At 70.6% G+C, this 12,798-nt stretch carries 9 protein-coding genes; 6 read left to right on the forward strand and 3 right to left on the reverse strand.

What is annotated here, in order from left to right:
* Position 1: 1 nt before the first annotated feature.
* Complete coding sequence (locus AC3CBB_RS14490; RefSeq protein ID WP_488625141.1) at positions 2 to 2,545, reverse strand: excinuclease ABC subunit UvrA; 2,544 nt, start codon at positions 2,543 to 2,545, stop codon at positions 2 to 4.
* Between the two features lie 110 nt (positions 2,546 to 2,655).
* Here AC3CBB_RS14490 and AC3CBB_RS14495 point away from each other — a divergent pair, with 110 nt between their 5' ends.
* The 6 genes from AC3CBB_RS14495 (at position 2,656) to AC3CBB_RS14520 (ending at position 9,542) form a co-directional block, all read left to right on the forward strand.
* On the forward strand, positions 2,656 to 3,558 hold the full coding sequence (locus AC3CBB_RS14495) for an SDR family oxidoreductase (RefSeq protein ID WP_123506602.1): 903 nt from the start codon (positions 2,656 to 2,658) through the stop codon (positions 3,556 to 3,558).
* 55 nt (positions 3,559 to 3,613) lie between these two features.
* Complete coding sequence (locus tag AC3CBB_RS14500) at positions 3,614 to 4,702, forward strand: SDR family oxidoreductase (protein WP_488625142.1); 1,089 nt, start codon at positions 3,614 to 3,616, stop codon at positions 4,700 to 4,702.
* Positions 4,703 to 4,788: 86 nt separating this feature from the next.
* Positions 4,789 to 5,205, forward strand: a complete 417-nt coding sequence (locus AC3CBB_RS14505; RefSeq protein WP_488625143.1) for an arsenate reductase ArsC — start codon at positions 4,789 to 4,791, stop codon at positions 5,203 to 5,205.
* Between the two features lie 172 nt (positions 5,206 to 5,377).
* Complete coding sequence (locus tag AC3CBB_RS14510) at positions 5,378 to 7,117, forward strand: hypothetical protein (RefSeq protein ID WP_488625144.1); 1,740 nt, start codon at positions 5,378 to 5,380, stop codon at positions 7,115 to 7,117.
* A gap of 140 nt (positions 7,118 to 7,257) precedes the next feature.
* Entirely contained in the window at positions 7,258 to 8,526 is a 1,269-nt protein-coding gene (locus tag AC3CBB_RS14515; RefSeq protein ID WP_488625145.1) for an ATP-binding protein, read from the forward strand.
* The gene (locus AC3CBB_RS14520) at positions 8,523 to 9,542 is read left to right on the forward strand and encodes a hypothetical protein (RefSeq protein ID WP_488625146.1); all 1,020 of its coding nucleotides are present in this window, start codon (positions 8,523 to 8,525) and stop codon (positions 9,540 to 9,542) included. The genes AC3CBB_RS14515 and AC3CBB_RS14520 overlap by 4 nt, the downstream gene beginning before the upstream one ends.
* Before the next feature lie 45 nt (positions 9,543 to 9,587).
* On the opposite strand, the gene AC3CBB_RS14525 is transcribed toward AC3CBB_RS14520, so the two are convergent.
* Both AC3CBB_RS14525 and AC3CBB_RS14530 read right to left on the reverse strand, forming a co-directional pair.
* A complete protein-coding gene (locus AC3CBB_RS14525) occupies positions 9,588 to 11,003 on the reverse strand; it encodes an MFS transporter (protein WP_488625147.1) in 1,416 nt (471 codons plus the stop codon).
* 78 nt (positions 11,004 to 11,081) lie between these two features.
* Positions 11,082 to 12,797 (reverse strand): ABC1 kinase family protein, encoded by a 1,716-nt coding sequence (locus AC3CBB_RS14530; RefSeq protein ID WP_488625148.1) that lies wholly within the window; start codon positions 12,795 to 12,797, stop codon positions 11,082 to 11,084.
* Position 12,798 lies beyond the last annotated feature (1 nt).

Here is a 12,798-nt window from a genome sequence, read left to right on the forward strand (position 1 = left end):
GTCACAAGCCGAGAGCGGCGCGCAGGAACGGCGCGGTCCGGCTGGACGGGTGGTCGGCCACCTGCTCGGGCGTTCCCTGAGCCATCACCCGGCCGCCCGCGTCACCGGCGTCCGGGCCGAGGTCGATCACCCAGTCGGCCTGGGCGACGATTCGCATGTCGTGCTCGACGATGATGACCGTGTTGCCGCCGTCGACGAGGTCGTGCAGGTGCCCGATCAGCCGGTCGGAGTCGGCGGGGTGCAGGCCCGACGTGGGCTCGTCGAGAAGGTAGAGGGTGTCGCCGCGCTGTCCTCGGCGCAGCTCGGTCGCGAGCTTGACCCGCTGGGCCTCCCCGCCCGAGAGCTCCGTCGCCGACTGCCCCAGCGACACGTAGCCGAGGCCGACGTCGAGGAGGGCGTCGACGTGGCGTGCCACCTCGGCGTCGGCGCCGAAGAACTCCTTGGCGCGGCTGACGCTCATGGCGAGCACGTCGGCGATGGTGCTGCCGTCGAGCTCGATCTCGAGCGTCTCCGGGTTGTAGCGCGTGCCGCCGCAGGCGCTGCACAGCGCGTGGACGGTCGGCAGGAAGAGCAGCTCGACCTCCATCGTGCCTTCGCCCTTGCAGACGGGGCATCGCCCGGCCGGCAGGTTGAACGAGAAGCGGCTGGCGGCGTACCGGCGGCGACGGGCCTCGGGCGTGGCCGCGAAGCGGGCCCGGATGCGGTCGAAGAGCCCCGTGTACGTCGCGACGTTCGACCGCGGCGTCCGGCCGATGGGCTTCTGGCTCACCTGGACGACGCGGCGCAGGCGTCCCTCGGGGCCGACCGCGCGCCCTGAGGTGACGTCCGGGACCGAGGCGAGGAGGGGATCCTGCGCGGCCCCTGCCGGCTCGTCGGCGTCGAGGGACTCCTCGTCGACGTCGGCGCCCAGGCTGCCTTTCAGCAGGTCGGGGACGGCATGGGTCACCAGCGTCGACTTGCCCGAGCCCGACACCCCGGTGACGGCGGTGAGGGCACCCAGCGGGAAGCTCACCGACACGTCTCGCAGGTTGTTCCGGGTCACGTCGAAGAGCTCGAGCCGGTCGTCGCCCGATCGGCGCTCACGGACGGAGGCCGACCCCGGCTCGCCGAAGAGGTACGCGCGGGTGACGGACTCCTCCACCTCGCGCAGCCCCTCCAGCGGGCCGGAGTAGAGCACCTCTCCGCCGGCGGTCCCGGCACCGGGGCCGATGTCGACGATCCAGTCCGCCTGGCGGATCACGTCGAGGGAGTGCTCGACGAAGAACACGGTGTTGCCGGAGTCCTTCAGGGCATGCAGGATCCGGGAGAGCGACTCGGTGTCAGCCGGATGCAGCCCGGCTGACGGCTCGTCGAGCACGAACACCACTCCGAACAGACGCGACAGCACCTGGGTCGCCAGCCGCATCCGCTGCAGCTCGCCCGACGACAGCGTCGGCGTCGTGCGGTCGAGCGAGAGGTAGCCGAGACCGAGGTCGATGATCGGCGAGAGCCGGGCGAGCAGGTCGCCGGCCAGCCGCTGGGCCGCTAGCCGCTTCTCGGGAGCGATCGGAGGCGCGGACGACCAGTCGGGAAGCAGAACCTGCCTCATCAGCTCGGCGATGGCGTTCAGCGGCATCGCCGCCACTTGGGTGATGTCGTGACCCTCGACCGTGACGGCCAGGGCGTCGGGCTTCAGCCGCCTGCCGTGGCAGGTCGGGCAGACGACGCTCACCATGAACTCGGCGGCCCGCTCCCGCATGCGCGCGCTCTTCGAGTTCGCGAACGTGTCGAGGACGTACTTCCTCACACCCAGGAACGTGCCGTAATAGGAGTGCGGGGCCTTCGCCGCGACCGCCTTGCGCACCTGCGCGGGCGAGAGGTCGCGGTAGATCGGCACCTGCGGGGAGTCCTCCGTGTACAGAGCCCAGTCCCGCTGCTCGCGTGGCAGGTCTCGCCACGGCACGTCGATGTCGTAGCCGAGAGAGACGAGGCTGTCGCGCAGCTGCTTGCCGTGCCACGCCGAGGGCCACGCGGCGAGCGCGCGATCGCGGATCGTCAGCGTGTCGTCGGGAACCATGAGCTCCTCGGGCACGTCGTAGACGCGGCCCAGACCGTGGCAGGTCGGGCAGGCGCCCTGCACGGTGTTCATCGAGAAGTCCTCGGCCAGCAGCAGCGGGGCACCGGGCGGGTAGGTTCCGACCCGCGAGAAGAACATGCGAAGCACATTCGCCAGGGTCGTCGCGCTCCCGACCGTCGACCGAGCCGTGCCGCCGGTCCGCTGCTGCGGGAGGGCGACCGCAGGCGGCAACCCGTCGATGCGGTCGACATCGGGGGCGCCGACCTGGTCGATCAGACGGCGCGCGTACGGGGCGACGGACTCGAAGAAGCGCCGCTGCGCCTCGGCGTACAGGGTGCCGAAGGCCAGGGAGCTCTTTCCCGATCCCGAGACGCCGGTGAAGGCCACCAGCGCATCGCGGGGGATGTCGACGTCGACGTCGCGGAGGTTGTGCTCGCGTGCGCCGCGCACTGCGACCACGTCGAGTCGATTGCGGTCATCAGTCGTCACAGACCCACCCTAGGGTCGCGCACTCGTCGGCGCCCGTGTGCCGACCGGGTGACAAACCTGCTCCTCGCCCGGAGCCGCGGAGCGTAGCGTCCGAGACAAATCGAGAGGGAATGATGACTGACCAATACACGATGCAGGACCCGACGAAGATGTACGCCGACCGGACCCCCGACGAGCAGTACCTCCCGGGCGCCGGCACCGACGAAGAGCTCGCCCAGAACGTCCCGGCCGACCACGGCGAGGACTCCTACCGCGGCTCGGGTCGCCTGCAGGGCCGGAAGGCTCTGATCACCGGAGGCGACTCCGGCATCGGCGCCGCCGTGGCCATCGCCTACGCACGCGAGGGCGCTGATGTCGCGATCGTGTACCTGCCCGAAGAGCAGGAGGACGCCGACCGGATCCTGCAGCTGATCCGCGACGCCGGGCAGAAGGGCGTCGGCATCGCCGGCGACCTCAAGGACGCCGAGTTCGCCCGCGAGACGGTGGCGACCACGGTGCGCGAGCTCGGCGGCCTCGACATCGTCGTCAACAACGCCGGCAAGCAGCAGCACGTCGAGGACATCGTCGACCTCACCGACGAGGAGTTCGACGAGACCTTCAAGACCAACGCCTACGCGACGTTCTGGATCACCAAGGCGGCGGTCCCGCACCTCGCCCCGGGGTCCGCGATCATCAACACGACGTCGATCCAGGCCTACGCCCCCTCGCCCCACCTGGTGCACTACGCGGCCACCAAGGCGACCGTCAACAACCTCGCCAAGGGCCTCGCGGCGCAGCTCGCACCCAAGGGCATCCGAGTGAACGCGGTCGCACCGGGCCCGATCTGGACCCCGCTGCAGCCCGCCGGCGGCCAGCCCTCCGACGCCCTGCCCGAGGCCGGTGAGCAGACCTACCTCGGCCGCTGGGGTCAGCCCGCCGAGCTCGCGCCGGCGTACGTCTTCCTCGCCAGCGGCGAGTCGTCGTACGTGGTCGGCGAGACGCTCCACGTCGACGGGGGCATGCCCACCCCGTAGCGGGTGCGCGAGCGGCACGTCGGAATACCTCCGCGTGCCGCTCGTTGGGCTTCACATGTCGGAAATCACCACACGAACCGCCCTCGTCGTCGGCGCCTCGGGGATCACGGGCTCCGCGCTCGTCTCCCAGCTCGTCGCTGACGGCTGGCAGGTCCTCTCCCTCTCGCGCAGCGCGAAGTCGGCGCCGGGCATCCGGGGCATAGCCGCCGACCTCCTCGACCCGGTGAGCCTCGCGGCCGCCCTCGCCGACGAGATGCCGACCCACGTCTTCTTCACCGCGTGGCAGCGGCGCGAGACCGAGGCCGAGAACATCGCCGTCAACAGCGCGATGGTCCGCGACCTGCTCGCCGCGCTGGACCACGCGCCGCTCGAGCACGTCGCCCTCGTGACCGGGCTCAAGCACTACCTCGGGCCGTTCGAGGCCTACGCCGCGGGCGAGATGCCCGACACCCCCTTCCACGAGGACGAACCCCGTCTCGACACTCCGAACTTCTACTACGCGCAAGAAGACGAGCTGTTCGCCGCCGCCGAGAAGCAGGGCTTCACCTGGTCGGTGCACCGCTCCCACACGGTCATCGGCCACGCCGTCGGCAACGCCATGAACATGGGCCTCACCATCGCCGTCCAGGCCGCGATCGTCAACGAGCTCGGTCTCGACTTCGTCTTCCCCGGCAGCGAGGCGCAGTGGAACAGCCTCACCGACATGACCGACGCGGGTGTCCTCGCCGACCAGATGGTGTGGGCCGCCACCGATCCCGCCGGCGCAGACGAGGCGTTCAACATCGTCAACGGCGACGTCTTCCGGTGGCGCTGGATGTGGCCGCGCCTCGCCGCCCACCTCGGCGTGCCGGCCGAGCGCGTCGTCGGTTTCGCCGACTCGCCTCGTCCCCTGGAGCAGCAGATGCAGGATCACGAGTCCGTCTGGCCGCGCATCGCCCAGAAGCACGGCCTCGTCGAGCCCGACGTCAGCCGACTCGCCTCCTGGTGGCACACCGACGCCGACCTCGGCCGCGAGATGGAGGTCGTCACCGACATGGGCAAGAGCCGCGAGGCGGGGTTCCTCGTCTTCACGAGGACCGAGCGGTCGTTCGCCGAGCTGTTCGACCGCTATCGAGCCGACCGGATCATCCCGCCGGTTCTGTAGCGATCGCGCCGACGGGCTCGCATTGCCTCGAGGGCGGCGGCCCGTCAGACTCGGTGGATCGACGTCCGTCCCCGTCTGGAGTGCTCATGGCTGACAAGCCGACTGTCCTGTTCGTCTGCGTGCACAACGCCGGCCGGTCGCAGATGGCCGCCGGGTTCATGACGAGCCTCTCCGGCGGACGGGTCGCAGTCCTGTCGGGCGGCTCGGAGCCGGGCGACCGGATCAATCCGGTGGCGGTGGCGGCCATGGCCGAGGAGGGCATCGACATCACGGGCACCGTGCCCCGGCTGCTGACGACGGATCAGGTCCGGGAGTCCGATGTCGTCATCACCATGGGCTGCGGCGACGCATGCCCGATCTTCCCCGGCAAGCGCTACGACGACTGGGAGCTCGTCGACCCCGCCGGAAAGGGCATCGACGACGTCCGGCCCATCCGCGACGACATCAAGGGCCGCGTCGAGGCTCTGCTGGCGGAGCTGCTGCCGGCGGCCGCGGGGGCGTAGAGACGGAGTGCTCGGATCGGCGAGCCAGTTCCTGCGCCCGGTATCGCAGGCCCCGGAGCAGAGAGAACCGCACCTGAACTGGGGCTGACCGGGGCCTGGCGCGGCCCTAGGATGAGCACACGCCGGCCCGATTGCGGGGTCTGCACTCTTTTCGCTCCCGGGGGAACACCGTATGTCCGCACCACGCCCGCGCCGTCGCGCGCTCACTCTCACTCTCGTCGCGGCGACCGCCACCGGCCTCGTGCTGGCCGGCGTCGTTCCCGCGATGGCAGTCACGGCGGCACCTGCCGCGCCCGTCACGTCGACCGCGGCGATGCCCAGCCCGCTCGGCACCGTCGGCCAGGCGGCACCGCACTCTCGCTCGGCCCGATCGGCAGCACCCGGAGCGAGCTCGCGCCTGCTCACCCCGTCGACAGTGGTCGGCACGCACCCGGGCGACCAGGTCGACCCCGTCACGATCAACACCCCGAGCAATCGCGACCAGGCTGTCGCGGGCGACGGGTCGGTCGCGGGAGACACCCTCTACGGCTACGGGTACATCGCCTCGCAAGACAGGAACGTGCTCGAGCAGTGGACCGATCAGGGCTGGGAGCGCCTCCCGGTCACCCTGACCGGCTCGGTCTATCAGCCCGTCGGGTTCGGCGGCGACCTCTACTTCATGACGTGGAAGGCCGCATCCTCCGGCCTCGGCACGTCGACGCTGTGGCACAAGAGCGGCGACGACTACATGGCGGTAAAGTCGTTCAAGGGCTTCACGAACCTGTCGGTCGCGGGCACGCGCCTGTCGTTGCTCGTCGACACCAAGGCGAAGACGACTGCTTACACCTACGACGGCTCGAAGCTGGCGGGCGGGACCGCGTCGACGACGAAGCACATCCTCGGCTTCATCGCGCTCGGCAGCACGCGCTACCTCTGGATCGGCGGCAGCGGCTGGAACGCGGCCATCTACCGGGTCGACGCGAAGGCGATCACCCGCGTCGTCTCGTCGCCGTGGGCCATCGCCGGCACCGTCTGGAAGGGCGCCGTGTACTTCGGCGGCGCCACCAGCACCAGCACCGGCATCTACAAGTTCACCGGCACGAGCATCGTGAAGGCGACCTCGGTCGAGCTGGCCGCGAACTTCGACTACACGTACTGGATCCCGACGGTGGGCGTCTACGACGGAGACCTCTACTTCACGGCCGACTACCTCGACGAAGAGACCTACCTCTACCAGTACGACGGATCGACGGTCACCCAGATCACCACGATGTCTCACCCGGGCATGTGGTTCTACGACTTCACCGAGTTCGACGGCAAGCTGTTCTACGGCGGGGGCGACGGCAAGCACCGGTACACCTGGTACTTCGACCGCGACGCGGCCCCGACGGGAGCGGTCGCAGGAACGACCCCGACCCTGTCCGGCACGGCCACCGTGGGGCACCGCCTCACCTCCGAGGCCGGCGCCTGGACTCCGACCGCGACGCTCGTCTACCGCTGGTTCCGCCACGGAGCGACGGGCACCTCCCCGATCGACGGCGCGACCGGCAGCTCGTACGTGCTGACCGGGGCCGACCGCGGCGCGACCGTCACGGTCTCGATGGAGGGCTCGGGGCAGGGGTATGAGACGACGACCCTGGAGAGCGCGGCGTCCGACACCGTCGCGACCGGGACCATCACCCTGGCTCCGGTCATCTCCGGGACGATGAAGGCGGGGACCACCCTGACGGCGCTGCCGCACCTCACCCCGACGACCGCCACGACGGCGTACCGCTGGTACCGCGACGGCAAGCCGCTCGCGGGCGCGACCACGAAGACGTACAAGGTCACGTCAGGCGACGTCGGGCACAAGCTCCAGGTCGCCGTTCACGCGACCGCGACCGGCTACACGGACGCCTCGGCCACGTCGGCGGCGCGCACGGCGAAGCGCTAGCGCCCGCGCGCCGCGAACTGGGGGCACGACGCCCCAAAAGGGGTTCGTGCGGCGACGAGACGCGACCTTTACGGTTAACCAACTTGACCGGGAGGCTCGCCTTGAACGTGACGGGCCCTGAGCTCCGCAGACGAATCGGCGTGCTCTCCACCTCCGTCATCTCGCGATGGCCGCGGGCCGGCGTCGCGGATTCGGGCCGGATCGTCAGCGCCGGAATGCGTCGCTTCGACCGGCTCTTCGACCTCATCGTCGGCGGCTTCGGGATCCTCTACGCGCTGCAGACCGCCGACTCGCTGGTCGCCGGACTCCCCTCCCTGTCGAACCCGCTCGGAGTCGCCATCATCGTGATGGTGTGCATCGGCGTCGCCGCCGGTGTCGGTCCTCTCGTCGCTCCCGCGCACGCCGCGCGCGTCTTCCTCGTCGGGGCGGCGGTCTACGGAGTCGCCCTCCTGCTGTGGGCGCACACGGTGACGCCGCCGGTCCCGGTGAATCCGATGCCCTGGCTGATCGCCGTGTGGCCGGTCGGCGCCGCCTATCTCGCGCGGGGATCGCGGACCCTCTTCGTGCCGATCGTGATCGCGACCGCCGTCAGCGCCGTGGCCAGCGTCGCCCTGCGGCTCCGCGGCGACGTGGCTGCGCCCGACGTCGCCGTCGACAGCCTCTTCATGACGGGGCTCGCGCTCGTGCTGGTCCTCCTCCTCGGAACCGTCCGGCACCGCGTCGTGGCCGCCGCGCTGGCGCAGCAGTGCTCGGTCGACAGCTTCGCCGCCGCGCAGCTCGAGGAAGCGACCGAGCAGGAGCGCAAGCGGACGGACGCGCTGCTGCACGACGCCGTGCTGACGACGTTCCTCTCGGCTGCCTCGGCCGACGACGACGACGCAGAAGAACTCGCCTCGCGGATGGCGGCGAACTCCCTGCGCGTGCTCCTGCATGTCAATGCCGTCGGCCGCAGCGAAGACGCCGTGCCCTTCGGACAGATCGTCACCGACCACCGCGACCAGCTCGGCGCCTGGCTGAGCCGCTTCGACCACGACCTCGCCGCGGTGGAGGTCGTGATGCTCCCCGAGAACGTCGCCCGGGCCCTCGTCGACATGCTCGCGCAGTCGCTGGCGAACAGCGTCCAGCACGCCGAGGGAGCCACCCGTCGAACCGTTCGAGCCCACCAGCTCGGGTCGGACGGCATCCGCATCGTGATCGAGGACGACGGGTGCGGCTTCGACCCCGAGGTACTCGGACAGCGGGGCAGCGGGGGCGGCAGCGAGTCGTCCCGCGCGCTCCGCGCGCTGGAGGGACGGGTCGATATCGATACCGCTGCAGAGACCGGTACCCGCATCGTCCTCAGCTGGGGGTCCGTCGCCATCGTCGGCACGGAGCTCCTCGTCGAACAGGAAGACCGGGCACGGCCGTGATCAATGTCCCCCGCTGGCTGACGCTCGGCCTGACGCTGAGCTTCGCGCTCTTCGCGGTCGTCTTCGCTCTCGTCGTCCTCGTCTCGAGGCCGGAGACGACCTCGACGGCGGCGGGGCTGGCGCTCTTCACGGCCGCTGTCGTGGCCTGCCTCGGCATACCGCCGGCCGCCGTTCCGTCCCTCCGCCGGGCGGGCTTCATCGCGATCGTGGGGCTGGCGCTTCCCGTTCTCGGCAGTGCCGCCCTCGACCCCGACACGGACTCGTTCTCGAATGGCGCCTGGTACGTCAGCGCCGTGGTCTGCCTGGTGGTGCAGCTGCTGCTGCATCGCCGGCAGCGACTCGCCTGGCTGGTCCTCGCCGGTCTCGTCGTGGAGACGATCATCTGGGCCGGACCCTGGGGCCTCCTGCGCTTCGGCATCCTCGCCACGATCCTGATGATCGCCGTCGTCACCGCCTCGGCCTGGGCGATCGGCGTGACCGGCACCGAGATCTCCCGGCACGCCGAATCCGAGCGTCAGGCAGCGACCTGGCGTGCCGCCCAGGATGCCTTCCACTCCGAGCACCGGGTCCGCCTCGGCAACACCGCGCTGGTCGCCGCGCCCATGCTCCGGACCATCACCGAGCAGCGAGGCCGGCTGACCGCGGCAGACCGTGCGGAATGCCGGCTGCTCGAGCAGACCATCCGCGACGAGATCCGCGGGCGGCAGCTCCTCACTCGCACGATCCGGGAGCAGGTCATGCTCCACCGACGACGCGGTGCGGTCGTCCAGGTCAACGACGACGGCGGCCTCGACGGCGTCGACCCCGTCGATCTCGATCGCCTGCTCGCCCAGCTGGCCGGCGCGATCACCGGCTTGACCTCCGACCGGATCATCATCCGCACGGCGCCGATCGACTCCCCCACCGCCATCACCGTCGCTGCCATGTCGGTCGACCCGGTGGCCGCGGCGCTCGGTCTCGACGACGACGACGACCAGATCGACCTGTGGCTCGAGCTGCCGCGGGTCGTGCGCTGACCGACCAGGGCGACGACAGGCCGGTCACGACGGCCGGCCCGCCGCTCAGGCGCGCTGCCTCGTGCGCCGCAGGTCGACCAGACCCAGCGTGAGCGCCGCCCCCGAGAAGATCAGCGAGACGATCAGGGCGAGGCCGAGCGCGTCGGCGAAGGTTGCGACGTGGGGTGCCGGCACGCCCTCGGTGCGCGAGACGACGGCCGAGCCGAGCAGGGCGACGAAGACCGTGCCGAGGATGGTCTGCCCGGTGGCCGACCCGATCCTCTGCGCGGTCTGCAGCACGCCGCCCGCAGCACCGCCCATGCGCGGATCGACGTCCATGAGGCTGAGCGTCTGGTTCGGCGTGACGATGGCGCCGCCGGCGATCCCGAGCACGAACAGGGGCAGAGCGAGGCGCAGGATCACCGTGGCCGGGTCGGTCAGGTCGGGCCGGCTCTGGACGACGACGCCGATCACGATCGTGCCGGCGAAGAACACCGACACCGCGCCCACGACCAGGGGCCGTCCGATGCGAGGGACGAGCCGGCCGGCGACGGGAGCCCCGAGGACGGAGCCGAGCGCCAGGGCCGATACGCCGAGGCCGGATTGCAGGGCCGTGAATCCGAGGCCGTTCTGGTAGTAGAGCGACAGGATGAGCGGAATGCCGGTGTTGCTGCAGAAGAACACCACCGCGAAGGCGACACCGGTCACGAAGGTCGGAACGCTGAAGAGCTTGAGGTTGAGCAGCGGTGACGCCGACTCGTGCGTGAGCCGCGACTCGCGGCGGACGAAGAGGGCGAGGAAGCCCGCCGCGGGCGCGAAGAAGACGAGCACCCATCCGCTGTGCAGCTCGTTGACCTCGACGATCGGAAACAGCACGCAGAAGAGCGCTGCGCCGAGGAGGACCGCGCCGGCGATGTCGAGTCGGCCCGACGCGTCTTTGCTCGGCTCGAGCTTCGGCACCCACCGACGCGCGAGGATCACCGCGACGATGCCGATCGGCACGTTGATGAAGAACACGAGACGCCAGCCGAAGTCCGGGCCGCCGAGAGCGATGAGGAGCCCGCCGAGCACGGGACCGAGGGCCGTGCCCACGCCGACCGTGAGCCCGAGACCGCCGAACGCCCGGCCGCGCTCGGACTTCGGGAACGCGTTCTGGATGTAGCCGGACACCTGCGGCCCGATGATGCCGCCGAAGAGCCCCTGGACCACCCGGGCCGCGATGAGAACGATCGGCACGGGGGCGAGGCCGACGGCGGCGCTCGCGAGCACGAAGCCCGAGACGCCGATGATGAAGATCCTGCGCCTCCCCCGAGTGTCTCCGAGTCGCCCTCCGATGACGGGCATGAGGCCGAACGCGAGGATGTACCCGCTGACGATCCACTGGAGCTCCGCTGCGCCGGCGCCCGTCGAGCGTCCGATCGACGGGAGCGCCACGTTCGTGACGCTCACGTCGAGGAGCGCCGCGAACTGCCCCATGAGCATGACGAACAGGGCCCGCCAGCGCCGGGGATCGAGGTCCTGGCGCGGGGACGGATCGCGTGCCGTGTTCGAGACCGTGAGCTATCGTCTCCGCAATGTGACGACGAGATGCAGCAGGGGCACCGCGGCCGCCGCCATGAGGATCGAGCCCAGCACCTCGTCCGTTGACCGCAGGAAGACGCCGCCCACGAGAAGTGCCGCGAAGACGATCGCCGACCCGAGCCGGCTGACAGAGCGCTCGACGGCCCCGAGGCGCCGGTCGATCTCGGGAGTCCGGACGGCGAGCTGGCCGCGCTCGAGGCGGGTGGCGAGCTCGTCCATCCTCCGCGGAAGCCGGGCGACCGTGGCGCCGTAGGCCAGCGCCTGCTGAGGAAGGTCGCGCAGGGCGTCCCGGCCGTTGGAGCTCAGGATGGTGCGCGCGAAGGGGTCGACGGCATCCCACATGTTGAAGTCGCGATCGAGGGCGCTCGTCACTCCCGACACCAGCGAGATGGTGCGGATCAGGAGGAGGAAGCTCTCGGGCAGCTGGAAGGGGAGGCCGCGGATGGTCTCGCCGAACTGCCGGCCGAAGGCCTCCAGCTCGCGCGGGTCGATGGTCTGGAGCTCGGCGATCCCCAGGCCGCCGAAACGGTCGAACAGCGCCGACATGGCGCGTTCCAGCTCATCGGTGTCGGCCGTCGACAGCAGCACGCCGAGCTCGCCCAGCGAGGCGACCAGCGCCCGGCTGTCGCGTCCGACGGCGGCGAGGATGAAGTTGCGGAGTCCGGCGCGGAGCGGGTCGGAGATCTCGCCCATCATGCCGAAGTCGACGTAGCTCAAGTGCCACTTCACCCCGTCGCCGGTGTCGGATCCGTCGACGACCGGGGTGACGAAGATGTTGCCCGGGTGGGGGTCGGCGTGGAAGAACCCGGAGACGAAGATCTGCTGGAACGTGACGCGAGCCAGCTCGTTGGCCACGACCGCAGGATCGATGCCCGCCCTCTCGAGACCCTCGACGTCCGTGATCTTGATCGCGGTGACGTCCGAGAGCGTCAGAGCCCGGAGCGAGCTGCGCTCCCACACCACCACCGGCGCCTCGACCAGGGGGTCGGCGGCGAAATCCCGGGTGAAGCGCTCGGCGTTGCCGGCCTCGTGCAGGTAGTTGATCTCTTCGAGGCTCGTCGCCGCGAACTCCTCGACGAGCGCGGGTGCGTCGGCGCGCTTCGACACGAGGCTCACGTGCGAGAGCCAGCGGCCGATGCGGCGCAGCGCTGCAAGATCGACGGCGACGATCTCGTCGATTCCGGGTCGCTGGATCTTGACGATGACGTCTGCGAAACCCAGGTCGGCGGCGAGCGCGGGCGACAGGCGCGCCCGGTGCGCCTGGCCGAGGGATGCCGCGGCGATGGGCGTCGGGTCGAAGAAGGCGTAGGCCGACTCGAGCGGCATGCCCAGCTCGGCGACGGTCTGCTCGCGGATCCTGTCGAAGGGCTCTGCGGCCACTTCGTCTTGCAATCCCTCGAGTTCGCTCGTGACCTCCGGCGGAAGGATGTCGAGTCGCGCCGAGAGGAACTGCCCGACCTTGATCATCAGACCGCCGAGGTCGATCGCGAGCACCCGGAACCGTCGGGCGAGGAACTGCAGCCGGGCGGTTCGGCCGCGAGCGGAGAATCGGCGGAGGCCGATGCGCGGGAGGAAGAGCTCGTACCACCAGGCCTGCGCCAGGAAGATCCACGCGAACCGCACGATCCGGCGGTAGCGCGCCCGCGAGGCGCGACTGGTCTGCGGCGCGGAGGGCGTGCCGCTGGCTTGCGACATG

Source organism: Frondihabitans sp. OV104 (assembly GCF_057787745.1).

Coding starts and splice junctions, on each gene's coding strand:
- AC3CBB_RS14525 (WP_488625147.1), bottom strand. CDS start 11,003: ATGCTCATGGGGCAGTTCGCGGCGCTCCTCGACGTGAGCGTCACGAAC.
- AC3CBB_RS14495 (WP_123506602.1), top strand. CDS start 2,656: ATGATGACTGACCAATACACGATGCAGGACCCGACGAAGATGTACGCC.
- AC3CBB_RS14530 (WP_488625148.1), bottom strand. CDS start 12,797: ATGTCGCAAGCCAGCGGCACGCCCTCCGCGCCGCAGACCAGTCGCGCC.
- AC3CBB_RS14500 (WP_488625142.1), top strand. CDS start 3,614: ATGTCGGAAATCACCACACGAACCGCCCTCGTCGTCGGCGCCTCGGGG.
- AC3CBB_RS14505 (WP_488625143.1), top strand. CDS start 4,789: ATGGCTGACAAGCCGACTGTCCTGTTCGTCTGCGTGCACAACGCCGGC.
- AC3CBB_RS14510 (WP_488625144.1), top strand. CDS start 5,378: ATGTCCGCACCACGCCCGCGCCGTCGCGCGCTCACTCTCACTCTCGTC.